Source organism: Arthrobacter sp. SRS-W-1-2016, from assembly GCF_002009585.1.
GTDB lineage: Bacteria > Actinomycetota > Actinomycetes > Actinomycetales > Micrococcaceae > Arthrobacter > Arthrobacter bambusae_A.
Genome location: NZ_MTPV01000067.1, coordinates 244,636 through 267,941, shown reverse-complemented (window position 1 = coordinate 267,941; position 23,306 = coordinate 244,636). Strand labels below are relative to the sequence as shown.

Annotated in this window: 23 protein-coding genes; 6 read left to right on the top strand and 17 right to left on the bottom strand. The window is 65.3% G+C overall.

Features of this window, described 5'->3' with window-relative positions; all coding sequences use genetic code 11:
- Positions 1-28 precede the first annotated feature (28 nt).
- Positions 29-1,348, bottom strand: coding sequence for an MFS transporter (locus BMF89_RS18440; RefSeq protein ID WP_253190884.1), 1,320 nt, complete (start codon positions 1,346-1,348; stop codon positions 29-31).
- Positions 1,349-1,466: 118 nt separating this feature from the next.
- Here BMF89_RS18440 and BMF89_RS18435 point away from each other — a divergent pair, with 118 nt between their 5' ends.
- A complete protein-coding gene (locus BMF89_RS18435) occupies positions 1,467-2,231 on the top strand; it encodes a VTT domain-containing protein (RefSeq protein WP_078108501.1) in 765 nt (254 codons plus the stop codon).
- 71 nt (positions 2,232-2,302) lie between these two features.
- Here the strand turns inward: BMF89_RS18435 and rdgB are convergent, their stop codons facing one another.
- The 6 genes from rdgB to clpS all read right to left on the bottom strand — a co-directional run bounded on the left by rdgB (position 2,303) and on the right by clpS (position 6,767).
- The gene (gene rdgB, locus BMF89_RS18430; RefSeq protein WP_078108500.1) at positions 2,303-2,944 is read right to left on the bottom strand and encodes an RdgB/HAM1 family non-canonical purine NTP pyrophosphatase; all 642 of its coding nucleotides are present in this window, start codon (positions 2,942-2,944) and stop codon (positions 2,303-2,305) included.
- A complete protein-coding gene (gene rph, locus BMF89_RS18425; protein ID WP_078108499.1) occupies positions 2,941-3,699 on the bottom strand; it encodes a ribonuclease PH in 759 nt (252 codons plus the stop codon). The genes rdgB and rph overlap by 4 nt, the downstream gene beginning before the upstream one ends.
- 96 nt (positions 3,700-3,795) lie before the next feature.
- Positions 3,796-4,593, bottom strand: coding sequence for an MBL fold metallo-hydrolase (locus BMF89_RS18420; RefSeq protein ID WP_078108498.1), 798 nt, complete (start codon positions 4,591-4,593; stop codon positions 3,796-3,798).
- Positions 4,590-5,696 carry a glutamate racemase gene (gene murI / locus BMF89_RS18415; RefSeq protein ID WP_253190883.1) on the bottom strand — a complete coding sequence of 369 codons (1,107 nt, stop codon included), beginning with the start codon at positions 5,694-5,696 and terminating at the stop codon, positions 4,590-4,592. Before murI ends, BMF89_RS18420 begins: the two co-directional genes overlap by 4 nt.
- 104 nt (positions 5,697-5,800) lie before the next feature.
- A complete protein-coding gene (locus BMF89_RS18410; RefSeq protein ID WP_078108497.1) occupies positions 5,801-6,367 on the bottom strand; it encodes a DUF2017 domain-containing protein in 567 nt (188 codons plus the stop codon).
- Positions 6,360-6,767: an ATP-dependent Clp protease adapter ClpS gene (gene clpS / locus BMF89_RS18405; protein WP_078108496.1), complete on the bottom strand. Its 408-nt coding sequence runs from the start codon at positions 6,765-6,767 to the stop codon at positions 6,360-6,362. The genes BMF89_RS18410 and clpS overlap by 8 nt, the downstream gene beginning before the upstream one ends.
- A 155-nt stretch (positions 6,768-6,922) precedes the next feature.
- On the opposite strand from clpS, the gene BMF89_RS18400 reads away from it, so the two are divergent.
- Both BMF89_RS18400 and BMF89_RS18395 read left to right on the top strand, forming a co-directional pair.
- A complete protein-coding gene (locus BMF89_RS18400; protein WP_253190882.1) occupies positions 6,923-8,251 on the top strand; it encodes a nicotinate phosphoribosyltransferase in 1,329 nt (442 codons plus the stop codon).
- The gene (locus tag BMF89_RS18395; RefSeq protein WP_078108495.1) at positions 8,252-8,878 is read left to right on the top strand and encodes an isochorismatase family protein; all 627 of its coding nucleotides are present in this window, start codon (positions 8,252-8,254) and stop codon (positions 8,876-8,878) included.
- Between the two features lie 25 nt (positions 8,879-8,903).
- On the opposite strand, the gene BMF89_RS18390 is transcribed toward BMF89_RS18395, so the two are convergent.
- The 8 genes from BMF89_RS18390 to BMF89_RS18355 form a co-directional block, all read right to left on the bottom strand.
- Positions 8,904-10,682 carry a DEAD/DEAH box helicase gene (locus tag BMF89_RS18390; RefSeq protein ID WP_078108494.1) on the bottom strand — a complete coding sequence of 593 codons (1,779 nt, stop codon included), beginning with the start codon at positions 10,680-10,682 and terminating at the stop codon, positions 8,904-8,906.
- A 197-nt stretch (positions 10,683-10,879) separates the two neighbouring features.
- Complete coding sequence (locus BMF89_RS18385) at positions 10,880-11,218, bottom strand: DUF3039 domain-containing protein (RefSeq protein WP_059387622.1); 339 nt, start codon at positions 11,216-11,218, stop codon at positions 10,880-10,882.
- A 36-nt stretch (positions 11,219-11,254) separates the two neighbouring features.
- Positions 11,255-12,037 (bottom strand): glucosamine-6-phosphate deaminase, encoded by a 783-nt coding sequence (gene nagB / locus BMF89_RS18380; RefSeq protein WP_078108493.1) that lies wholly within the window; start codon positions 12,035-12,037, stop codon positions 11,255-11,257.
- 93 nt (positions 12,038-12,130) lie between these two features.
- A complete protein-coding gene (locus BMF89_RS18375) occupies positions 12,131-13,702 on the bottom strand; it encodes a transporter (RefSeq protein ID WP_078108492.1) in 1,572 nt (523 codons plus the stop codon).
- Positions 13,684-14,475 carry an ABC transporter ATP-binding protein gene (locus BMF89_RS18370; protein ID WP_078108491.1) on the bottom strand — a complete coding sequence of 264 codons (792 nt, stop codon included), beginning with the start codon at positions 14,473-14,475 and terminating at the stop codon, positions 13,684-13,686. The genes BMF89_RS18375 and BMF89_RS18370 overlap by 19 nt, the downstream gene beginning before the upstream one ends.
- Before the next feature lie 97 nt (positions 14,476-14,572).
- Positions 14,573-15,676, bottom strand: a complete 1,104-nt coding sequence (locus BMF89_RS18365; RefSeq protein ID WP_078108490.1) for an NADH:flavin oxidoreductase/NADH oxidase — start codon at positions 15,674-15,676, stop codon at positions 14,573-14,575.
- Positions 15,676-16,641: a tetratricopeptide repeat protein gene (locus tag BMF89_RS18360; protein WP_078108489.1), complete on the bottom strand. Its 966-nt coding sequence runs from the start codon at positions 16,639-16,641 to the stop codon at positions 15,676-15,678. The genes BMF89_RS18365 and BMF89_RS18360 overlap by 1 nt, the downstream gene beginning before the upstream one ends.
- 36 nt (positions 16,642-16,677) lie before the next feature.
- Positions 16,678-18,489 carry a hypothetical protein gene (locus BMF89_RS18355; RefSeq protein WP_078108488.1) on the bottom strand — a complete coding sequence of 604 codons (1,812 nt, stop codon included), beginning with the start codon at positions 18,487-18,489 and terminating at the stop codon, positions 16,678-16,680.
- Between the two features lie 191 nt (positions 18,490-18,680).
- Between BMF89_RS18355 and BMF89_RS18350 the strand changes: the two genes are divergently transcribed.
- Entirely contained in the window at positions 18,681-19,979 is a 1,299-nt protein-coding gene (locus BMF89_RS18350; protein WP_078108487.1) for an AI-2E family transporter, read from the top strand.
- Between the two features lie 7 nt (positions 19,980-19,986).
- Here BMF89_RS18350 and BMF89_RS18345 read toward each other — a convergent pair whose 3' ends face one another.
- Together BMF89_RS18345 and BMF89_RS18340 are read right to left on the bottom strand one after the other, a co-directional pair.
- Positions 19,987-20,781 carry an alpha/beta fold hydrolase gene (locus BMF89_RS18345; RefSeq protein WP_078108486.1) on the bottom strand — a complete coding sequence of 265 codons (795 nt, stop codon included), beginning with the start codon at positions 20,779-20,781 and terminating at the stop codon, positions 19,987-19,989.
- Between the two features lie 68 nt (positions 20,782-20,849).
- On the bottom strand, positions 20,850-21,182 hold the full coding sequence (locus tag BMF89_RS18340) for an ATP/GTP-binding protein (RefSeq protein WP_078108485.1): 333 nt from the start codon (positions 21,180-21,182) through the stop codon (positions 20,850-20,852).
- 57 nt (positions 21,183-21,239) lie between these two features.
- On the opposite strand from BMF89_RS18340, the gene nucS reads away from it, so the two are divergent.
- Positions 21,240-21,935 (top strand): endonuclease NucS, encoded by a 696-nt coding sequence (nucS, locus tag BMF89_RS18335; RefSeq protein WP_059387620.1) that lies wholly within the window; start codon positions 21,240-21,242, stop codon positions 21,933-21,935.
- Positions 21,936-21,999: 64 nt separating this feature from the next.
- Positions 22,000-23,247 carry an N-acetylglucosamine-6-phosphate deacetylase gene (gene nagA / locus BMF89_RS18330; RefSeq protein WP_078108484.1) on the top strand — a complete coding sequence of 416 codons (1,248 nt, stop codon included), beginning with the start codon at positions 22,000-22,002 and terminating at the stop codon, positions 23,245-23,247.
- The last annotated feature ends 59 nt before the right edge of the window (positions 23,248-23,306 follow it).

The window sequence follows — 23,306 nt, the reverse complement described above, 5'->3', positions numbered from 1 at the left end:
TAGCCCCGCCGGAGGAAGCTGTCGAGGCCTAGCGCCCGCGCTTCGCGATGGAGCGGGGCCTATTCTCCCGGGGACCGGCGGGGTAGCCGCCGCGGCGGCTGGCCAGGATGATTGCGAGCGCTGCCGCCGTCGGGACGGCTGCAGCGAGCGGCACCCACAGGGCGCCGACAGTAGTCAGGGCCAGGGCGCCATATCCGGCGCCGACGGCGATGCCTAGTTGAATGGTCACCACGGTCAAGCCGTTCGCGGCGTCCTTGTGCTCTCCGCCGGCGCGAAGGATTGCTGCCTGGTTGTAGATGCCGACGGCCCCGAAGGCGGTTCCCCACACGGTCACAAGCACGAGCTCACCCACCCACGTGCCGCCAAGCAGCGGCAAGAGGCCGAAGGCCAGCACCAGCAGGGCGACCGCGGAAATCAGGGAGCGCCGCGGATGGGAATCCGCAGTGAGGCCGGCAATCCAGATCCCCACGAGGCTGGCGACCCCCACCACGGACAACGAAATGCCCGTGAAGGCATCCGGCAGGCCGGAGACATGGAGGAACGGCGCGATGTAGGTGAAGAGGGTGAAGTGGCCCAAAAGCAACAGCGGCCAGGCTGTGGCCACCGCGATCACGCCGGGGAGCTTCAGCGCCCCGCGGAGCGTCGGCGTCGTAGTACTGTCCTCGTCGGGGGCGCCAGGAAGCAACCAAATAGCCAGGAACGCGAGAACCGCGCCAACTCCGGCCAGGATAAGGAAGGAGGCGCGCCAGCTGAGGACCGAGCCCATGAGCGTGCCGATCGGGGCGCCGACGGCCAGCGCGATGCTGTTACCGCTGAAGACCATAGCCATTGCTTTTCCGACGGAGCGCGCTGGAACGATCCTGGCGACGTAGGGGGCCATGCTTGACCACAGCATCCCGTGGGCCACGCCTCCGAGGAGCCTTGCTGCAACTGCCAATCCCAGGCTCGGGCTCGACGCCAACAGGACATTGCTCAGCGCGAACGCGAGCACGGTGCCGATCAACAACGCCTTACGGGGGACTCGTCCGCCGAGGAGCCTGGACAGGGGAAGGGCCGTGAAGACGATGACTGCCGCATAAGCGGCCGTCAGGGAGCCAACGGCCGATTCGTCTACCCCCAGGTCCCGGCTGATCTGCGGCAGCAGCCCGGACGGGAGGAGTTCCGTAGTCACTGCGGTGAAGCCTGCTGCGGCGAGGATCAGGAGACCGCCCCACGGGAACACCGGAGCTGACGCAGGAGCGACCGTCGCCGCTGTCCTGGGAATAGCTACGTCGCGCATCAAAAGTTCTTCCTCGTCATTCATGGTCAGTTGGCTGCGGACGCAGAAGTTCTCGTCTCTTCTCTCCACGTCCACCACGCTACGCATGTCGGGCGGTTGGTGGCAGTGTCTGTCAGACACCCCCAGGCACAGTCTCAAGGGCCCGACGGCGGTTGTCCCGTACCCTTGAAGGGTGACCCTTTCTGCGATGAACGACTTTGCCGTATCCGCTTTGGGGGGTGCAGGGCAGGTGCAGCCGCATATGTCCGCGCTCCTCCCCGACTGGCTGAACCCCCAGGTCTTCCTGGCCGACCCCGCATTGGCCCCATGGGTAGTCCTGCTCGTGTGCGGCATTGTGTTCGCCGAAACGGGACTCCTGGTGGGCTTCTTCCTGCCTGGCGACTCGATGCTCTTCACCGCGGGGCTCCTCGTCGCCACGGACACGATCAAGTTCAATATCTGGGCTCTTGCCGCCCTCATCGTCGTTTCTGCGATCATCGGCAACCAGAGCGGCTACCTCATCGGCTCCAAAGCCGGACCGGCCATCTTCAACAAGCCTGATTCCAAGCTGTTCAAGCGGGAGAACGTCGAGAGCGCGCACGCCTTCTTCGAAAAGCACGGTGGCAAGGCCCTGATCCTTGCCCGCTTCGTTCCGATCATCCGCACCTTCGTCCCGGTGATTGTCGGCGTCGCCCAGATGGACAAGCGCAAGTTCTTCATTTTCAACGTCATCGGGGCGGCGCTCTGGGGCGGCGGCGTCACGCTGCTCGGCTACCTGCTCGGCGACAAGGTCCCGTGGGTCCGGGACAACCTGGACATCATCTTCGTGGTCATCGTGCTGCTCTCAGTGGTCCCCGTGGCCGTCGAGGTCCTCCGCGGCATCCTGGCAAAGCGCAAGGCCGCGGACCGGGGCGCGGAACCCACCGAGGAGTTCGTCGACGGAAGCGAAGCCGGAAAGCACGGCGAGCGCTAGACCCGCTGGCTTATAGGAAAGGCACCCTGCAGTTGCGGGGTGCCTTTTCCGGTTAATGCCGGGCGGGAGTTTTAGCGCAGGACGTCCACGATGGCCGGCAGCAGCGCCCTGAACGCCTTGCCACGGTGGCTGATGGCGTTCTTCTCCTCGGAACTCAGCTCCGCGCAACTGCGGTCCAGCCCCTCGGGCTGCAGCACGGGGTCGTACCCGAATCCGCCCGCGCCGCGCGGTTCGCGCAACAGAATGCCTTCCAGCTGTCCGTACTCGACCACCTCGCGCGCCCCGCCGTCGACGGCGGCCGGTACAGCGAGCGCCGCGGCGCACACGAACGCGGCTCCCCTGTGGGCGTCGGGGACATCGGAGAGTTGCGCCAGCAAGAGCTCAAGGTTGGCGGCATCGTCACCGTGCCGGCCGGACCAGCGGGCCGAGAAGATGCCCGGCGCTCCGCCGAGGACGTCCACGGCCAGTCCCGAGTCATCGGCGATTGCCACCATACCTGTGGCTTCAGCCACGGCCCGTGCCTTGAGGAGGGAGTTCTCGGCAAACGTGACGCCGGTCTCGGCAACATCGGGAGCGCCGGCTGCGGCCGCATCGATCACTTGGGTATCGACGTCGAGTCCTGGCACTTGCCCCCTGAGGAGTTCCCGGAGTTCGCGCAGTTTTCCCTTGTTGTGGGTGGCGAGAACGAGCCGCGGCGTGGTCGACCCGCTCACGGGGCCTCGGCCAGGGTCTCGCGCTGGATTGCCGCCAGCTCGCCGGTGCCGATGAGGGCAAGGTCCAGCAAGGCATTCAGTTCGTCGCGGTCGAAGGGGGCTCCCTCCGCGGTGCCCTGCACTTCAACGAACTTGCCGGAGCCCGTGACCACCACGTTCATGTCGGTTTCCGCGCGGACGTCCTCGACGTACGGCAGGTCCAGCATCGGGATCCCATCAATGATTCCCACGGAAACCGCAGCGATGGTGTCGATCAGCGGCTGTGCGTTCTTCGCGATCATCTTGTTCTCGCGGGCGAAGCGGATCGCTTCGGCGAGCGCCACGTAGGCGCCGGTAATCGCGGCGGTGCGCGTGCCGCCGTCGGCCTGCAGGACATCGCAGTCCAGCACGATCGTGTTCTCGCCCAGGGCCTTGGTGTCGATGATGGAACGCAGCGAGCGGCCGATCAGGCGCGAAATTTCGTGCGTGCGTCCGCCGATCCTGCCCTTGACGGACTCACGGTCGGAACGGGTGTTCGTGGCCCGCGGCAGCATCGCGTACTCGGCCGTGACCCAGCCGCGGCCTTCGCCCTTAAGCCAGCGCGGAACGCCCTCGGTCAGGGAAGCCGTGCACAGCACCCGGGTGTTGCCGAATTCGATCAGGGCAGAACCTTCGGCCTGCTTGGACCAGCCGCGGGTGATGCTGATGGGACGGAGTTGATCGGGTGTGCGGCCGTCGGCACGGATGACGGGGACAGATGTGGCTTCGGAAGTCATACTGCAAGCTTAGCGATCCCGTGGCCCTCGCCGGACAGCACAGTTGGACTGCGCCATCGGACGACGCGGCCGGATCCCGTCGTCGGGCGGTGGCCTTCAGACGGTGTAGTGGACTCCTGCAACCGCGACGGCGACATCGCCGGCGAACTCGGGCCGCGCCTCGGCCATGACTTTGGTCTGCGATGTCCAGACCGGGATATGGGTCAGCAGGAGGCGTCGGGCTCCTGCGGCCGTCGCGGCCTGGCCCGCCCGTTTGCCGGTAAGGTGCACATCCTTGATGTCGTCGTCCCGCCCTTCTTCGAAAGCGGCCTCGCACAGGAAAAGATCGGCGTTGCGGGCGGCGTCTTCGAGTCCGGTGCACGAGTCGGTGTCTCCCGAGTACGTGAGGACCCGGCTCACGGCTTTGCCGTCTTTGTCCGGCTCTGTGACCTCCACGCGCAAGGCGTAGGCCTCTTCCACCGGGTGGTTCACGGCGTACGGTGTCACGGTGAACGGCCCGAGTTGAACGGATTGGCGTTCACTCCAGTTGCTGAAGTCGAATTCCTCGTGCATTCCCGGGTCCAACTCCAAACCGTAGGCGGTGGCCATACGGTCTGCTGTCGCGGCGGGACCCCAGACGGGGATCCTGTCCCGTCCCCAGCCACCCGGCTTCCAGCGGACGGCCACATGCAGTCCGCAGAGATCCATGCAGTGGTCCGGGTGCAAGTGGGTCAGGAAGATGGCGTCGATATCTTCGAGGTCGGTGTAGCGCTGGATGGCCCCGAGGGCACCGCTGCCAAGGTCCATGACGATCTTCCACTGGCGCTCACCGTCGTGCGCCGTCAGCAGATAGCACGACGCCGGAGAGCCGGGACCGGGGAAGGAACCCGTGCAGCCAACAATGGTCAGTTTCACTGGATGCGGCCCCCGCGGGCCGCGCCGAATTCGTTCATGGTGAATGCTGCAGGATCAACGAAATTGGACGTCCTCGCATGCTGGCCGCCGGCGCGGGCGGCCTCCAACATTTCCGGAGTGATCCGCGCGAGGCTTCCGGTCGGGTATTGGGCGGCCACGTGGTCCACGTGGCGTACGGACAGGACCTCCGGGCCGAGGAAACGGCGCGCCAGGGTTTCGAATTGGACAGCGTCGCCTGTGGCCATGAAGTCGTGCCGCGGCACACCGGGATCGGTCCGCTGGATCCCGTGGGTGGCCAAGGCGCGGTAAACGTCTTTGGCGGTCTCCTCGGCGCTCGACACAAGGGTGACGTCTTCCCCCATGACGAAGGAGATCACGCCGGTGAGCAAGGGATAGTGCGTGCAGCCCAACACCACGGTGTCCACGCCTGCGTCCCTGAGCGGCTCCAGGTATTCGTGGGCCGCGGCCAGCAGCTCGGGACCGGTGGTGATGCCGGCTTCCACGAAACTCACGAATTCCGGACAGGCCACCGAAGTGATCGTCAGGTCCGGCGCCGCGGCGAAGGTGTCCTCGTAGGCCCGGGAACCCACTGTGGCGGATGTCCCGATGACGCCGATCCGGCCGGATCTTGTCGCGGACACCGCGCGGCGGACTGCGGGCTGAATGACCTCGATGACGGGAATCCCGTAACGGGCCGTATAGCGTTCGCGGGCATCGCGCAAAACCGCGGCCGAGGCCGAGTTGCAGGCGATGGTCAGGAGCTTGACGCCGGAGTCCACGAGCTCGTCCATGACGCCAAGCGCATTGGCCCGGACTTCGGCGATGGGCAGCGGCCCGTACGGTCCGTTGGCAGTGTCCCCCACATAGATGATCGACTCATGGGGCAGCTGGTCGATGATGGACCGTGCCACGGTCAGTCCGCCGACACCGGAATCGAAGACACCGATGGGGCGTGATCCCAGCAAGGGATTGTGTGCCTGGCTGTTCAGTGATTCCGGCTTGCGCAGCGAATCCGGCTTGCGCAGCGAATCCGGCTTGCGCTGTGCTTCCCGCGCGGCGGCGGCGCTCTCCCCACCCGATACCGGGTCCGATGCTGAGTTCATGATTCTAGAAGAATAAGCCAAGGCATGTGCTGCAGCCATGACATGTGGCGGGGGCCTCGTGTCTGTTTTGTCACACGGAGGCCCACAAGGCCCGGCAATTCCACTCAGGGCTTCCGGTCCATCGAGGTCATCATGGCCTGGACCAACGATTCCTGGAGCCACGTCGTGAAGTTGTAGACGAGCGCCAGGTAGCTCTCTACGTCTTCGGCCTGGGACCAGTCCTGCATGGCGTGGACATGGTCGGCATCCGCTTCGTCGCGGATATCGAGGCGCTCCGCCAGCACCAAACGGACATCGTTGAGGGCCATGGACCAGAGCTTCGCCTCCTCCGGGGTGAGGACGAGCTCGTTTCGGTCCAGGCCCATCGCGGCGGCCCGGAGTGCGCCGATTTTTCCTTCCCTCAGCGAGCGCTCGGTGAGCTGGCGGAACTCGAGGGACGCGGCGTCGTCGTTCTTCATGACGTTCGGCAAGAGCCGCAAAAGGGCTCGGTCGGACGGTTCCTTGACGTCCATGTCCAGGCCGATCAAGGCCGTCAGGGGATCTTCGTTCCTCGACAGCTCCGGCTCGAGCATTGAAATGACGTCATCCAGGAGTCCGCGCAGGAGATCGCGCTCGGCGGGCTCAAGGTAGCCGGTGATGCCTTTGAGTCCGTACTTGAAAGCCTTAGCCACGTGCGCCGCCCTTGCGTCCCCGGCCGTCGCCGCTGCTTGCCTTTTCAACTGTTGCCCACAAACCATAGCCGTGCATGGCAACCGCGTGCTGCTCCACTTGTTCCTTGCCACCGTACGCCACGATGGACCGGCCCTTCTTGTGGACCTCAAGCATGAGCTTGTTGGATTTTGCCTCGGAATAGCCGAAGTAGCTTTGGAAGACGTAGCTCACGTAGCTCATGAGGTTGACGGGATCGTTCCAGATCACGAGGTTCCAAGGGATGTCAGCGGCGCTGAGGAGGTCGGTGGACGACTGCTCCGAGATGTCCGTCCGTTCTTTTCCCTTTAAGCCTGCGTCTGTGACTGTGTTGCTGGCTGAATAGGTGCCGGGGGCTGTGCCGGGGCCGACGGTAGTGGTCATCTGTCCATTCTAATGGTGGCGCTTGCAGCCCGCGGCGGCGAGGGCCCCGCGTTGAGCGCAGCGAGACGTGGGAGCCGCTGGATGGGCCCACGGCGGCGAGGGCCCCGCGTTGAGCGCAGCGAGACGTGGGAGCCGCTGGGGACTAGAGTGAATCCGTGAGCAGATCCGTCGCCTGGGACCACCCCCGCACGTCGTTGTACACCGATCACTATGAGCTGACAATGCTGGAAGCTGCCCTCCATTCGGGCGCGGCGCACCGGCGCTCCGTCTTCGAGGCCTTCGCCCGCCGCCTGCCTGATGGCCGCCGCTACGGGATCGTCGCCGGCACGGGCAGGCTGCTTGAGGGCATCAGGGACTTCCGTTTCGGAGACGCCGAACTCACGTTCCTCGATCAACACAAAGTAGTTGACAGGCAGACGCTGGACTTCCTCGCGGACTACAGGTTTTCGGGCGACATTTGGGGCTATCCGGAGGGCGAAGCGTACTTCCCCGGCTCCCCCATCCTGATCGTCGAATCAACGTTCGCGGAAGCGTGCATCCTGGAAACGTACATTTTGTCCGTGCTCAACCACGACACCGCGATTGCTTCGGCTGCCTCCCGCATGACCAGCGCGGCCGGTAACCGGCCGTGCATCGAGATGGGCTCCCGACGCACCCAGGAGGAATCCGCGACGGCGGCAGCCCGCGCCGCCGTCATCGCCGGTTTCGGCAGCACCTCCAACCTTGAGGCCGGCCGCCGCTACGGCATCAAGACCGTGGGAACGGCCGCCCATTCGTTCACGCTCCTGCATGACACCGAGCGCGAAGCCTTCCAGGCCCAGATTTCCGCCTTCGGACCGGGAACCACGCTCCTGGTGGACACCTACGACGTCGAGGCCGGGGTACGCACCGCGGTGGAGCTCGCGGGTGACAAGCTCGGGGCAGTCCGCCTTGATTCCGGCGACCTCGTGGCCCAGGCCCAGTGGGTCCGCGAGCTGCTGGACAACCTCGGCAACACCGACACCCGGATCGTCGTCACCTCGGATCTCGATGAATTCGCGATCGCGGCCCTGCAATCGGCACCGGTGGACGTGTATGGCGTAGGTACCTCCCTGGTCACCGGATCGGGAGCTCCGACGGCCAGCATGGTTTACAAGCTCGTCAGCCGGACCAACGACGCCGGCGAATTCGTTCCCGTGGCCAAAGTAGCCAAGAACAAGGCCAGCGTGGGTGGTCGCAAATACGCCCTGCGAAAACTCAACGAACTCGGCATCGCGACCCAGGAGATCGTGGGCATCGGACACCGGCCGGAAGACGACGGCAACGATCGCCCGCTGCTCCAGCAGTTCATCAAGAACGGCGAACTGCTCCCTGGATGGACAGGCCCTGAGGGCGTGGTCCGGGCACAGGAACGCCACGCCGCCACCATGGCCGAACTCCCGCCGGTAGTCCGGAGGCTGCAGCGCGGCGAGCCCGCGATCCCCACCGTCTATGAGGAGGACTGAATGTCCCGTGCCCTGATTATCGTGGACGTCCAGAATGATTTCTGCGAGGGCGGGTCCCTCGCCGTGGAAGGTGGCGCAGCCACCGCCGCCGCCATCAGCGAATACCTTGACGCCAACCACCAGCACTTCGACCACGTTGTTGCCACGCAGGACTGGCATGTGGATCCCGGCAGCCACTTTTCGGAGACACCGGACCTCGTGGACAGTTGGCCCCCGCATTGCCGCGCCGGGAGCAAAGGCGCCGAACTCCATCCGGATCTCGACGCCGAGTACATCCAGGCGTACTTCCGCAAGGGACAGTACACCGCGGCCTATTCGGGGTTCGAAGGAGTCCTGGCACCCGAAGACGAAGTGCCCATGGGCGAGCTCGCGCCCGGCGCCGTCCCCTCTGTCGAGCTGGACGAGGACGCCCTCGGGCTCGATGACTGGCTGCAGAGCCACGGAGTCGAAGAAGTGGTGGTGGTCGGCATTGCCACGGACTACTGCGTCAGGGCCACCGCACTGGACGCCGTGCAGGCGGGCTACTCCGTGACGGTGATCGGTGAGCTCACCGCCGGCATCGCGGAGGATCTTGACGAGACCTACGCCGAGTTGGAAGAGAACGGCGTCGAACTAGGGCAGCGCTAAGCGCCAGTAGCCTTGCCAGGCAGAGCTACTTCCGGCCGATGAACCAATCCTGGAGCTTGCGCAGCCTCGACTGCAATTGCTCTTCGTTTGCCTGGGCCACGGCCGGTCCGCCACACACCTCGCGCAACTTGTTGTGGACCACGCCGTGCGGGGTGCCGGTGCGGGCCGACCATGCTGCGACGTTTTTGGCGAGCTCATTGCGCAGATCCATCAGCATGCGGTGGTCCGGAACCGCCGGCGCCGCGGCGGCAGCCAACGGAGATTGGCGCTTCTTCCTCGACTGCTGGTCGTGCTGCCGCTGCCGGAGCAACGTTCCGACCTGTTCGGCGTCGAGCAGCCCGGGGATCCCGAGGAAGTCCAGTTCGTCCTCGGAGCCGATGTCTGCTCCCGTACCGAATTCGCCGCCGTCGAACAGCACCCTGTCAAAGGATGCCTGGGAATCGAGGGCCTCGAATTTGCCCTTTTCCAGGGAGTCAGAGGCTTTCTCTTCGCGGTTGGCCTCGGCCATCAGGTTTTCTTCGGGGTTGAAGAGGCCGTCCGCGTCTTCCTTCTCGGGCCGGTCCAGTGCGTGGTCCCGCTCGGCTTCCATGGAGTTCGCCAAGGCCATGAGCGGCGGCACGGACGGCAAGAAGACCGACGCCGTTTCCCCCCGTTTGCGGGCACGGACAAAGCGGCCCACGGCTTGGGCGAAGAACAGCGGCGTGGAGGTGGACGTCGCGTAGACGCCGACCGAAAGCCGGGGGACGTCAACGCCTTCGGACACCATGCGGACCGCCACCATCCAGCGCTTGTCGCTGGCCGTGAACTCCTCGATCTTGTGCGAAGCCTTGGAATCATCGGACAGGATCACCGTGGGCGACTGGCCCGTGATCTTCTTGAGTTGACCGGCGTAGGCGCGGGCGTCGTCGTGGTCCGTGGCGATCACCAGGCCGCCGGCGTCGGGCACGGTACGGCGGACCTCGCTGAGGCGCTTGTCGGCGGCGGCAAGAACGGCGGGAATCCATTCGCCGCTCGGGTTCAGGGCAGTACGCCAGGCCTGGGAGGTGATGTCCTTGGTCACGGCAGCCTCGCCAAGGGAAGCCGCCATTTCGTCTCCGGCGCTGGTACGCCAACGCATTTGGCCCGAATACGCCATGAACAGCACGGGCCGGACGACGTGGTCCCTCAAGGCGTTGCCGTAGCCGTAGGTGTAGTCCGCCTTCGAGCGGCGGATGCCGTCCCGGTCTTCGGCGTATTCCACGAAAGGGATGGGTGAGGTGTCGGAACGGAAAGGCGTTCCCGTGAGGGCCAGGCGCCGCGCAGCGGGATCGAAGGCCTCGCGCAATCCATCGCCCCAGGACAACGCTTCGCCGCCGTGGTGGATTTCGTCGAGGATGACCAGGGTGCGGGCGGCCTCGGTCTTCGCCCGGTGGAGCATGGGCTTGCTGGCGACTTGGGCATAGGTCACCGCGACGCCGACGAAGCCCCTGCCGTGCTGGCCGTCGGCATTCTTGAAGTTCGGATCGATGGCAATGCCCACCTTGGCCGCGGCGTCCGCCCACTGCCGTTTCAAGTGGTCCGTAGGTGCGACGATCGTCACGCGGTTCACGGTTCCACTGTCAAGCAGCATCGACGCAATCCGCAAGGCGAAGGTGGTCTTACCGGCGCCCGGGGTTGCCACGGCGAGAAAATCGCGCGGGCTGGCGTTCAGGTACAGGTCCAGCGCTTCCTGCTGCCAGGCGCGCAACTTCGGGGCGGTTCCCCAGGCTGCGCGTTCCGGATAGGCCGGGGGCAGCGCGGGGCCGCCGAAGAGCGTTTCAGTCACGCGGTTTCCCCCCGACCAGCAACGATTCCAAGCAAGGCCGCTGCAGCCAGCGAAGCCCAAATAACCACAAAAGACACCAATCTGTTCCGGATGCGCCGAATCACGCGGGGCAGCACACAGGCAGGGAAAAGCACTCCCCCGCCTACTATCAGGAAATACCCGACTACCAGGGATTTCTTACTACTGGGGCTTGCTCGCTACTTGGAGCCGCCCGAGCCGCCTTTGTCTCCGCCGTCGTTACCGGGGCGAAGTCCTTCATAGATTTCTTTGCACTCGGGGCAGACCGGGAACTTCTGCGGGTCCCGGCCTGGGGTCCACACTTTGCCGCATAGTGCAATCACGGGTTCGCCTGTGAGGGCAGACTCCATGATCTTTTCCTTGCGGACGTAGTGCGAGAAACGCTCCCGGTCACCGGGTTCCACTTCCTGGCGCAATTCCTCGCGCTCAATGGTTGCAGTGGAAGTTCCGGCTCCGGAAAGCTCGCGCATGGGATCGTTTTCGAATGGGTCCGGAGGCAGCGTCGTCATGCCATCCATCTTAGCCGCTGATGCTTCGCGATCAGATGCACCGTGTCAGATGCTCTGCCATTTCGGCTTGTTGTCATAGGTGTGGCGATAGTAGTCGGCGAGCTTGAGCGAAGACGCGGCAGCTTCATCGATGAGGATGGTGGCGTGCTGGTGCATCTGCAGCACGGATGCCGCGCAAATGGCCGCCACCGGTCCCTCGACGAAGTCCCTGACCGCCTGGGCTTTCTGCGCCCCGGTGGCAATCAGGACCACGTGCCGGGCGTCCATGATCGTTCCCAAGCCCTGTGTGACGACGTGGTGCGGAACGTCGTCGATGCTCTTGAAGAAGCGGGCGTTGTCCTTGCGGGTCTGCTCGATCAGCGTCTTGATCCGGGTCCGCGAAGCGAGCGAGGAGCCGGGTTCGTTGAACCCGATATGGCCGTCGGTGCCCACGCCAAGGATCTGAAGGTCAACGCCGCCGAGTGCGCGCATGGAGTCTTCGTACGCTTCGCAGGCTGCGGGAAGGTCCGCCGCGGTACCGTCCGGGCTGTGGACATTGGCAGGGTCGATGTTAACCCGGTCCGTGAATTCACGGCGGATGACTTCACGGTACGACTCGGGATGCCCCGGCTTGAGCCCGACGTATTCGTCAAGGGCGAAGGCGTGTGCCTGACTGAAGTCGAGGCCTCTTTCCTCGTGGCGGCGCGCCAGTTCGTCGTAAACGGGGAGCGGAGAGGACCCTGTGGCGAGGCCCAGGACGGCGTTCGGCTTTCGGAGGAGCAGCGCCTCGATGGCGTCCGCGGCAAGCGCCCCGATCTGCTTGCTTCCCGGAAGGATGACAACTTCCATCGTCCACGACCTTTCTAGCTGTGTTTCCCGGATCGACTGGTTCAAACTCGAGGTTATCCCATGTCCTATAAATTATCATTGTTGGTCATGGAATCAACGGTTGACGCTCAATTGCGCGAAGAGCTCCGGCCCGCGGCGGTCAAGCCAGCGGCCACCGATCCGGACACCGGCCACAAACAAAGCCACCCCGAGAACCGTACCAATGGCCAGATTGATCCATCCCCACAGCGGATCGCCCGTGACCGACTGGACGATGACCAGGACAAGTTCAGGAAGCACCAAGAGGAACAGCACCGCCATCCCCCCGAACTGGACCGCCAGCGTCTGGGCAACGTTTCCCGGCGGCTTCTTGAAGGGGCTGTCACCGGGCAACGGCACGTTGGACGTGTAGCGCGCCGACACGATGGAGGCCAAGCCAAGGCCCGAAAACAGGACGTCCAGTGAAAGGCCCAGGACACCGGGCAACCAGTTCCAATCCCGTGTCAGGAAGAAGGGCCCGACGGCGAAGATCACCACCACCGGGAGGGCGAATGCCAGGCAGGCCAAGGCCCGGCCGAGCCGGTCATGGATGCCGCGGACCCCGGTGGCCAGATGCAAGGCAAATGCGGTGTTGTCATAGGAAACATCAGCGGCGATCGACCATGCGAGGATAAACGCAGCGATTGGCCCCAGGATCACCAGCATCGAGTAGCTTCCGGACTGCCCGGACTGGAACAGGAAAATCACGGGCAACAACGGGACCACGATGAGCGAAGCTGCGTAGCGCGGGTCGCGGATCCAGTAGCTGAGGGACCGCGCAGCCACGGCCCCCGTGGGAGTTGCCGGCAGCAGCCCGAACAAGCCGAGTTTTCCGCCGCGTTTCCCCGAGCCACCGGAATACGGCGGAGTGACCAGTGCCCGCTTGAGCAAGGCATTCCACGCGGCAAACAACACGAGGAGGGTGGCCAGGGCGATCAAGGCCTTCAGGCCGGCAGCCGCAACATCTCCCGACGCGAGATCGCCGCCAAGCGACCAGGAAGCACCGAGCGGAGTCCAGGAGACCATCCGGGCAAGCTCCGGAAGATAGCCGGTGGAACCGGACACCCCCCTGAAGACGCCGGCAACAATCGGCCCCATCAGCACGAGCGGCACAAAGACCACAATGCTGCTCACATCCTTGAAGCGACGGGAGGCAGCGAGGCCGGCAGTCGCCGTCGTGACGACTTTCGACAAGACCACGCAACTCAGCACGCCGAGCACGGCGCCCAGCAGTGTGCCCAGCACCGCCGGCACGCTGCGCCACCATGTTGCCGCCGTGAACAACGCCGCAATCAAAGTGGACAGGCCCGGCAATCCGATGAATCCGGCGAGGGCAAGTCCGGTCAGTAGCTGGCGCATGGGAACCGTCGACGTCGTGAAGCGGGAAGGGTCAAGCGTCATGTCCGCGGCCGAAGCCATCAGGGGCACCACAGCCCAGGCCACGATCGCGGCTGCGCCACCGAGGACGACGGCGGTGTGGGCCGTCTCGGCATCGGCCCACCGCAGGGCGACGAGTGTCACCACGAGGGTCACGACAACACCCAGCGCATAGAGTCCGCCGATCGCGATTCCCACTAGCTGGGCCGGACTGCGTCGGAAACCGTTCAGCAGGAGCCGCCACTTCAGGCTCAGAAGGTGCGCAACCATTCCAGGCCTCCCGCCTGGTTTCCGCGGCCCACCAGCTGCACAAAGCGGTCCTCGAGAGAGGCGCCGTCGCGGACCTCGTCGACGGTTCCGGCGGCAAGGACCCTGCCGGCAGCCACGACGGCCACGTGGTCGCACATGCGCTGCACCAGGTCCATGACATGGCTCGAGACGATGACCGTCCCTCCCGAGGCCACATAGTTGTCAAGGATTCCCCTGATGTTGGCTGCCGACACGGGATCGACGGACTCAAAGGGCTCATCCAGTACCAACAGCCTGGGCGCATGGATCAGGGCCGAGGCGAGGGCAATCTTCTTTGTCATGCCGGCGGAGTAGTCCACCACGAGGGTGCCGGCGTCGCCGCTCAGGTCCAGCGCAGCCATCAGTTCTCCCACCCTGTGGGCAACGACGTCCCTGTCCATGCCGCGGAGCAAGCCGGCATAGGTGACGAGCTGTTCACCCGTCAAGCGGTCGAAGAGGCGAACGCCGTCGGGCAGTATTCCCATCAGTTTCTTGGCTTCGAGCGGTTTCGCCCACACGTCCACGCCGTGGACATGTGCCGTTCCGAAGTCCGGCCGCAGGAGCCCGGTGGCCATGGACAACGTTGTCGTCTTGCCCGCCCCGTTGGGACCAACAACCCCGTAGAAGGAGCCGGCGGGAACGTCCAGGCTGATTCCGTCGACCGCGATCTTGCCACCGAAGCGTTTCGCCAGGCCGCGCAGGGCCAAGGCGGGCACCGGGGAGTTAAGGGGAGAACCGGGAAGCTGGACAGTCATGCAGCCAGCCTAGCCCCGGGCACGCTTCCAGGGGTCGTCCCGGAGGGGGAACTACGGAGCGCCTTTCGGGAGCCGCCTCATCCCAAAGGACTAGCGCCTAGAAGCTGTGCCGTGGAACCGCACGCTGATACTGCGGCGCCCAATCCAGGGGGAACCCGAGTTCAAAAGCCGCGCGAAGCCACCAGTGCGGATCGCGGAGGGCAGCCCGTGCCATGAACACGCCGTCGGCTTGGCCCGTGGCCACCGTATGTTCGGCCTGCCCCGAGGTCGTCAGGAAGCCGACTGCCCCGGTGGAAACCCCCGCTTCGCGCCGGATCTGCTCCGAGAATCCCGTCTGGTACCCAGGGCCGGCCTTGATCCGTTGGTGGGCCACGGCGCCACCGCTGGAGACGTCCACCAAGTCCACGCCGTGCTCCGACGCCGCCCGCGCGAGCCGCACGGAGGCATCGATGTCGACGCCGCCCTCAGCCCAATCACTCGCGGAAATCCGCAGCAACAACGGCATCGAATCGGGAATGACAGCACGGACGGCGTCGATGACCGCGAGCATCAAACGGTTTCGGCCGGCCTCGCTTCCTCCCCACGCATCGTTGCGCGTGTTGATGAGGGGGCTTTGGAATTCGTGCAGGAGGTAGCCATGCGCGCCGTGGATCTCCACCGTGTCGAAGCCGGCGTCCACCGCCCGTGAAGCCGCCGCCGCGAAATCCGAAATCACGGCGTGGATATCCGCCTCGTTCATGGCAAGCGGGCGTGCAAGCCCGGCAAAGGCCTCAGACCCGGGACCCCGGGCCACCCACCCGCCGTCGGACTCCGCCACTGATCCGCTCTCGTCCGCGAAGGGCCAGTACGTGGAAGCCTTGCGGCCGGCGTGGGCCAGCTGGACGCCGATCTTGCCGCCCACGGCGCTGTTGCGGTGGACGAAGTCCACGATCCGCTCCCACGCCGCCGCCTGCTCGTCCGTGTAGATTCCGGCGTCCCGCGGGCTGATCCGTCCCTCGGGACTGACCGCCGCCGCCTCGGTGAGGATGAGGGCCGCGCCTCCCGTCGCAAAAGCTCCAAGATGCACCAGGTGCCAATCGTTGGGTACGCCTCCTCCGCCGTCGGGCGAGCAACTGTACTGGCACATCGGGGAAACCCAGCCACGATGCGGCAACGTCAGAGAGCGCAATGAGAGCGGACTGAACAGCGCCGGCTGAGTCATTAGAAGAGGACCCGCGCCAGACCTTGACGGGCTTTGGCCACGCGTTGGTCCGAAATGCCGACGACGTCGAACAGCTCCAGCAGGCGCACGCGCGCCGTTTCCCGCTCGGGACCGAAGTTGCGGCCGATGAACGCGATGATGCGGTTGAACGCGTCCTCGATGTGTCCACCCGAGATGTCGAGGTCGGCCACCGTGAGCTGCACGTCGATGTCGTCCGGCTCCTCTGCCGCCCGCTGGCGCATGGTTTCGGCTTCCGTTGCCGTCAGGAGCTCGAGCCTGCCCATCAACTCCACTTGGGCGAGTCCTGCCTTGGCCTCGGCGTCCGCCGGTTTCTCGGCGAGCGCCTGGCGGTAAGCCGTGGCGGCAGCGGCGTAATCCCCGGCTTCGATGGCGTCGAAGGCGGCCTGCTGCAGCGGCGGCAGAGGACGGGCCTCCGCGCCGGCGTCACCTGTACCGATGCTGCCTGTGACGCCGTTGGCTTCGGCCACCTTGAGGAGTTCGTCGATGAGGCTGCGGATTTCCTGGTCCGAAGCGGGCCCCTCGAAGAGCGGCACGGGCTGGCCCTTCAGGACCGCGATCGCGGTGGGGATGGCCTGGACCTGGAATGCCTGCGCAAGCTGCGGGAAGGCGTCAACATCCGCCGCGGCCAGCACCACTTTGCCGCCGTAGCTTTCGACGACGCCTTCAAGGCTATGCAGGAGGGTCGAAGCCTCCAAGGAGCGGTTTGACCACAAAAGGAAAAGGACGGGAATCTGCGCGGACAGCTGGACGAGGTCCTGGAAATTGGCCTCGGTGGCATCGACGCGAAGCGGCTGGCCGCTTCCGGGGCTGCCGCCGGACGCAGCCGGGGCACCGCTCGGTGCCGCCGGCGCAGGGCGCCGCAATGCAGAGAGGTCGACGGCGCCGCGCAGGTTGAGCTGGCTGGCAGCGGCTGGAGAGACGGGACGGGATCCTGGCGAACTCATACCGTCCACTCTAGCCGCTGCGCCAACAGCATTTGCCTACTGGAAGCTGGCTCCCACCAGACCGCGGACCGCGGCAACAAGCTTCATGGGAGCAGTGGAGCCTGCCGGTGGAATGTAAATGGCCACCGACTCCGAGAAGGTCTGCACGAGGCCGACTTTCGTGGAATCCCCGCCCGCGAGCACTGCCGCGGCTTTGTCCACGGTCAACGTGTCGCCGTCGGCCTTGGGCTTGCTGGTGAAATTGAAGTCCAGCTTTCCCACCACTACTGCGCCGCCGTCGGAGGTCCGGAACACGGCGGTATCCGCCGGAGAGGGCGTGTGCGTGAAGGTGAAGTCGCCATTGGTGCCGGACTTGACCGTGCTCGCCTGGTAGTCAAGGACATCGGCAATGTACGGCGAATTGGTGCCTTCCACGAGCTTGTCCTTGAACGCCGAATCAGCTTTGGTCAAGCGATCGCCCAGGGCTGCCATTGCTTCGGTCCCGCTGTACTGCAGTCCGGTCTTGTCTCCGGCCGCCAGCTGCGCGGTTCCGCCCAAGGGGATCGCCGGGAAGGATGTTCCCGGTTGAAGCGGCGAAGTGCTCTTCAGCTTGTAGTTCTCGCGCGGCGAGGCCTGCACGAGGGTCAGCACCTGGGGAACCACGTTGCCATCGCCCTGGGTCAGGGCAATCACGGTGCGCGGCCAGGTCCGCTGGGTGGAGATGACACTGCCCAGCAGTTTGCTGGACCGGACCGGCATCCGCGCCTCATGCGTGGCGACTTGGGACCGGATCTTGTAGTTCTGCGTGCGCACCTGCAGCTCGGTGCCGTCAACCCGGGGAGCGAGTTTGGAGGCATCGCGTGCGGCATCCCCGGCGGTCACCGCGCCGGCCACCTGGTCCAGGATCCGCTTGAGCTGCGCGTCCACCAGCACGGGGACAGCGGGCGCGGCGGCGACCCCAGCCGGGCTCGCCGTCGCGGATCCGGAGCCCGTCGTCGCCGATCCGGAAGGAGAAGGAGTCTCGGCCGCTTGGGCGCCTGCGGCGGTGCCACCCACGAGGGCGGTCACAACGGCGGCGGCTATCAGCGAAATGCGAAGTGCGGGCCCCCCGGCCATGCCCTTGTTGGTGTCCCCGGCAGAGGTGTCCCCGCCGATGAGGGGCTTCTCGGAGTCCTGAGGGGTGTCCTCGCCGACAGAATCCCTGTCGGCTCCGGTGTTGCCGCCGCCTCGCGGACCGCCGCGGCGCGGGCCCCTGCCCCTCGTGAACTTGCTGACGAACGGCAACGCCGCACCCGCGACAATGAGGATCGCGCCAATGACGATCAGCGGGACGGCCCACGGCATGGTGGCATCGTTGGCGTACGTGATGGAGACCGACGACGGCGCCGGCTTGGTTCCGTCGCTTGCCAGGAGGAGCGACCAATTGCCACTCGCAGGCGGTGTAAAGGTGTAGTCCAACTGTCCGTTGGCGTTCTCGGTTTGCACCCACATATCCGATCCGGCAGGCGACGGAGCGGTTGCTTCGCCGTCGGTGCCGGCAACCTGGAGGGACTTGCCGTCCGCGGAGACTCCGGTGACGCTGTTGTGGGCGGTCTTGCCGACCCACGCATCCACGTCATCAGGACGTCCGACGGCCACCACGAACTTGCCGTCGCCCTTGATGTTGATTTGTCTGGAACCACCCTGGTGGGTCAACACTTCTGGGGTGATCACGGTCAGCGGAGCGGCTTTGGAGTCGCCGGGAGCGGACGCGGTTACGGTCTCGGCCGGGGCCCAAAAGGTCAGCTGGCCGATGCCGGCCAACAGTGTCAGCAGGCCAAGCAGCACCAGCGAAACTGCAGTCTTCAATCGCACAGGAATACCAATCATCAGCGGTCGTTGAACTTCAAGGGTAACGGTTTTGTTACCAAAGAGTCAGTTCGGGGTCCTCCCCAAGGACTTCCCGACGCGCGGCTCAACCTCTAGAATTCGCCAATTCCGGCCTGCTGATAGTGTGGCGAACAACATGGCATCGAGCACTCCTCAAGCCTGACCACGGAACGAAAAGGCAGCTGAAACACGTGAAAGAGCGCAAGGATCCCACTCCCGCGGAACAAGAACCGGGGACTGGCCCGGACGGCTTGGCCAACGGGCCTGCCCAGGACGGCAAGGATCACGGCGAGGGCCTGATGGCGTCCTTCGTACGCCGCCTACGCCAGCCCATTCCCGGCGCCCAGCCACGGCTCCGTTTCGAAATGCCTCCCGAGCTTGAGCACGACGCGGCAACCGAGCCCGCCGAGGATGACACCGACGGTCCGCGCTTCGGTTCCCCCGGCCCGAGGATGTCCGCGCAACATCCGCTATATGTCGGATTCATGGGCACGGCCGGGGTCGGGGTCGCCCTCATGCTGTATTACATCGGCACCAATACCGCCCAGCTGCTGTTGTGGATCGTCACGGCTCTGTTCATTGCCTTGGGACTTGACCCGGTAGTGCGCGGGCTCGAGGAGCGCAAGGTGCCGCGCCCTGCCGGCGTCGTCATCGCCGTCGGAGTCCTCGTGGCCGGAGTGGCGGCGTTTTTCGCCACCCTCATCCCCACCATCGTGGAACAGGTCTCGCAGATCGTGCGGCAAGCGCCGGACTGGATCCGCAGCTTCGTGGATTCCGATTTCTTCCGCTCCCTCGACAGCCAATTCGGCGTCCGCGACAAGATCAGCCAGGAACTCGACAAGTTCGTCAAGAATCCCGACGCGATGGGCGGCATCTTCGGCGGCGTCGTTGGTTTCGGATCCACGGTGGCCAACGGCGTCTTCGGGACGCTCATCGTCCTGGTCCTCAGTCTCTACTTCCTCGGCGCCCTGCCTGCCATGAAGAGATGGGGGTACCGGCTCGCTCCGCGGTCGCGCAGGCCCCGGGTGGAGGCGCTTTCCGAGGAAATCACCCGCTCGGTGGGCAACTACGTGATCGGCCAGGTGTGCGTGGCCCTGCTTAATGCCTTGTTCGCCTTCATCGTCATGAGCATCCTGGGCATTCCGTTCAGCGTCCTGCTGGCCTTCGTGGTTGCCTTGCTTGCGTTCATCCCGCTGGTGGGCGGCCTGATTGCCGCCGTCGTGGTCATTCTGGTGGCCCTGACAGCGGGCTGGCAGACCGCCGTCATCTACGCCATCTGCTACTTCGCCTACCTGCAGTTCGAGGCCTACTTCATCTCCCCGCGCATCATGCAGAAAGCCGTTGCCGTCCCGGGTGCTGTTGCCGTGATCTCGGTGATCGCGGGCGGCAGCCTACTGGGCGTGCTCGGTGCCTTGATCGCCATCCCGACCGCGGCGGCCATCATGTTGCTGCTCAAGGAAGTCTTCATCGCCCGCCAGGACCGGCACTAGGCCGCCACTAGGCCGTCGCCACTGGACCTGACCATTGGCGCGGCAGGCCATCCGGTCCGGCACCTGCTTCCGACACGTCGTCCACGATCTCGTCCAAAACCCGCGCCGCATACTTCTCTCCGACCCACAAGTGCTTGGCGCCGTCGATCCCCAGGACCCGCGCCTGGGGCACCACACCGAATCGTTCGGCGGCTTCGGCGGGCTGAAGATAGTCGTCGTGCTCCGGAACGAGGACCGTCAGCGGTTTCCCGGAGGCGGCCCATTCCTTCAAATGCACATCCGTGGCCCGGTGCAGCGGCGGGGACAGCAGGACGGCGCCCTCTACCTGGGAAGCGACGGGCTCAATGGCGCCGTACATCAAGGCCAACTCGGTGCCGAAGGACCATCCCACCAACCAGCGGTTCGGAAGCCCGCGTTCCACTGCGAAGCGAACGGCAGCCTCGACGTCGTAGCGTTCGCCGATTCCCTCGTCGAACTGCCCTTGGCTGGTACCCCGTGGCGAATGGGTCCCCCGCGTGTTGAAGCGCAGAACCGCGACGCCGGCCAGCGCGGGAAGGCGATAGGACGCCTTCCGGTAGACATGCGAATCCATGAAGCCGCCGTGGGTCGGCAAGGGGTGCAGCGTGATGAGCGTCGCCGAGATCTCGCCGGATTCCGGCAATGCCAGCTCACCCACGAGCAACTTGCCGTCCTCAGTGAGGAACTCCACGTTCTCGCGCCGCGCCGGCAATACCGTGGATGCCCTGATGTCCGTGGCAGACTCCGGCTGGCTGAAAACTAGGGAAGCAGGATCGAAACTCATGCTTCCAAGCTTAAGTGCTCGGCGCCGTCGTGCGACGCGCAGAGGGGCCGGAGCTGCGGCTTCAGTCCTCAGCGGTACCTGTAGGTTCGGCCGGTCCAGCAGTTGTTGTGCCAGTGCCGGCGTTCCGCCAGGCCTGCGGCATCGCCGAAGAGGTGAGTTTCGGACCACACCACCAAGTGGGCGATTCCCGGCATGATGGCCATCGAACAACCAGGGCAGACGTAGGTCTTCTCGGCATTCCGTGCGGTCATCGTCCGGACCATCCAGTCGCCGTCGGGGGCGCTTTCCCTGCGGGCAATGCCCGAACGGGCACGTTCCAGATCCAGTTCCGGCGACTCGCCTGTCCGTTTCCAGCTTGCCTTGGCTGATTCGGTGCGTCGGGGGCGGTTGGAGCGGGGCATGACTCCATTCTGCCCCAGTCGCTGGTTGCGCGCGGTAGAGGAAGTAAAGTGGAGCGGGTGCGACTCGTCATAGCCCGTTGTTCCGTTGATTACGTCGGCCGCCTCAAGGCCCACCTCCCGCTTGCCACCCGGCTTTTGCTCGTCAAATCCGATGGTTCCGTGCTGGTCCACTCCGACGGCGGTTCCTACAAGCCGCTGAACTGGATGAGCCCGCCCGCTACGTTGCGAGTGACCACGCCGGAGGAGACCGAGGTCGAAGAAGGCGTGGTGGAACAGTGGACCGTGCAGTCTGCCAAGACCGATGACCGGCTCATCATCAACATTTATGAGCATCTCCACGACACGTCCCACGACCTCGGCACGGACCCCGGACTCATCAAGGACGGCGTCGAAGCGGATCTGCAGCGACTGCTCGCCGAGCAGATCGAAACCCTTGGTGCAGGCTATTCGCTGATCCGGCGCGAGTACTTCACTGCCATCGGCCCGGTGGACATCCTCGCCCGGGACGGCGACGGCAGGACAGTCGCCGTCGAACTCAAGCGGCGCGGCGACATCGACGGCGTCGAGCAGCTTACGCGATACCTCGAACTTCTCAACCGGGATCCGCTTCTCGCGCCGGTGCGGGGCATTTTCGCCGCCCAGCAGATCAAGCCGCAGGCGAAGGTGCTTGCCAACGACCGCGGAATCGATTGCGTCACCCTGGACTATGACGCCATGCGTGGCGTGGACGACAGCGAGTCGCGCCTGTTCTAGTTGTCCGGGCCTTCATCCCGGGTAACCCGGGTCACGTGCGGCCCCCGGCAACTAGAATCAAAGCATGACTGTCCCAGACCGGCCTGCATCTTCTCCTGCGCCTGTGCGCCACCTGATTACCGGAACCATCGTCAGCGACGGTGCGGTGATCGAAGATGGCCTGGTGGCGGTGGAGCACGACCGTATCGCCTTCGCCGGACCGGCCGCCGAATTCCACGAGGCAGCCTTCGAAGGGTTCGAGGAAACTCCCCGGACCGATTTCCCTGCGGAACGGTACATCGTTCCCGGATTCGTGGATGTCCACTGCCACGGCGGCAACGGGGGCGACTTCCCCGGAGGCGATGAATCCTCGGCACGCAAGGCCATCGATTTCCTTCACCGCTCCGGGACCACCACCCTCCTCGCCAGCATGGTGACGGCGCCCCGGGAGGACTTGCTTCGCGGCATCGAGCTTTTCGTGCGCTTGGCCGATGAAGGACTCGTGGCTGGAATCCACTTGGAGGGACCCTTCCTCTCGCATGCCCGCTGCGGCGCGCAGAACCCCGCCTATCTGCTCGAGCCGGACCTGGACCTCATGACCGAGCTGGTTGAAGCCGCTGCCGGCAAGCTCGCCACCATGACCTATGCCCCCGAGCTTCCCGGCGCCGCCGCACTCGTGGACCTGATGACGTTCCACGGGGTAACGCCGTCTTTGGGCCACACGGATTGCGACGACGCGACGGCGGCTGCTTCCCTCACTGCGGCGCGGGAGGGCTTGGAGTCCGCCGGTTTCGACGGCGTCAGCTCGCTGCCGACTGTCACGCACTTGTTCAACGGCATGCCTCCCATGCACCACCGCTCCCCTGGCCCCGTGGCCGCGTCCCTTCGCACGGCCCAGGAAGGCAAGGCCGTGGTTGAACTCATAGCGGACGGCACGCACCTTGACCCCAGCACCGTCGTGACCGTCTTTCAGCTGGTGGGCGCCTCAAACGTTGTCCTCGTCACTGATTCAATGGCGGCGGCGGGGCTCTCCGACGGAAACTACATGCTGGGCCCCTCGCCGGTGACCGTGACGGACGGCGTCGCTACCTTGGATGCCACAGGATCCATCGCCGGTGGCACCGCCACCATGCTCGACGTCGTCAGGCGCACCGTGGCGGCCGGCGTCGGGCTCGCCGACGCGGTTGCCTCGGCGACGGCGGTTCCCGCCGCGGTCCTCGGCCTCTCCGATGAACTTGGCGGCCTTCGCCGCGGCCTGCGGGCGGATCTCGTCGTCGTCGACAAGGAACTGCAGCTCGCGGGTGTATTGCGCAATGGTGATTGGCTGGCTTAGGGAGATTGGCTCGCATAGGCCGAATTCGCAGCCACCCAATGGCGGATCCTGTCGTGGCC

Excerpts from the sequence above, each read along its gene's own strand:
- BMF89_RS18435 (WP_078108501.1), top strand. The coding sequence starts at position 1,467 with ATGAACGACTTTGCCGTATCCGCTTTGGGGGGTGCAGGGCAGGTGCAG.
- rph (WP_078108499.1), bottom strand. The coding sequence starts at position 3,699 with ATGACTTCCGAAGCCACATCTGTCCCCGTCATCCGTGCCGACGGCCGC.
- murI (WP_253190883.1), bottom strand. The coding sequence starts at position 5,696 with ATGAACTCAGCATCGGACCCGGTATCGGGTGGGGAGAGCGCCGCCGCC.
- clpS (WP_078108496.1), bottom strand. The coding sequence starts at position 6,767 with ATGACCACTACCGTCGGCCCCGGCACAGCCCCCGGCACCTATTCAGCC.
- BMF89_RS18395 (WP_078108495.1), top strand. The coding sequence starts at position 8,252 with ATGTCCCGTGCCCTGATTATCGTGGACGTCCAGAATGATTTCTGCGAG.
- BMF89_RS18385 (WP_059387622.1), bottom strand. The coding sequence starts at position 11,218 with ATGGATGGCATGACGACGCTGCCTCCGGACCCATTCGAAAACGATCCC.
- nagB (WP_078108493.1), bottom strand. The coding sequence starts at position 12,037 with ATGGAAGTTGTCATCCTTCCGGGAAGCAAGCAGATCGGGGCGCTTGCC.
- BMF89_RS18375 (WP_078108492.1), bottom strand. The coding sequence starts at position 13,702 with ATGGTTGCGCACCTTCTGAGCCTGAAGTGGCGGCTCCTGCTGAACGGT.
- BMF89_RS18370 (WP_078108491.1), bottom strand. The coding sequence starts at position 14,475 with ATGACTGTCCAGCTTCCCGGTTCTCCCCTTAACTCCCCGGTGCCCGCC.
- BMF89_RS18365 (WP_078108490.1), bottom strand. The coding sequence starts at position 15,676 with ATGACTCAGCCGGCGCTGTTCAGTCCGCTCTCATTGCGCTCTCTGACG.
- BMF89_RS18360 (WP_078108489.1), bottom strand. The coding sequence starts at position 16,641 with ATGAGTTCGCCAGGATCCCGTCCCGTCTCTCCAGCCGCTGCCAGCCAG.
- BMF89_RS18355 (WP_078108488.1), bottom strand. The coding sequence starts at position 18,489 with ATGATTGGTATTCCTGTGCGATTGAAGACTGCAGTTTCGCTGGTGCTG.
- BMF89_RS18345 (WP_078108486.1), bottom strand. The coding sequence starts at position 20,781 with ATGAGTTTCGATCCTGCTTCCCTAGTTTTCAGCCAGCCGGAGTCTGCC.
- BMF89_RS18340 (WP_078108485.1), bottom strand. The coding sequence starts at position 21,182 with ATGCCCCGCTCCAACCGCCCCCGACGCACCGAATCAGCCAAGGCAAGC.
- nagA (WP_078108484.1), top strand. The coding sequence starts at position 22,000 with ATGACTGTCCCAGACCGGCCTGCATCTTCTCCTGCGCCTGTGCGCCAC.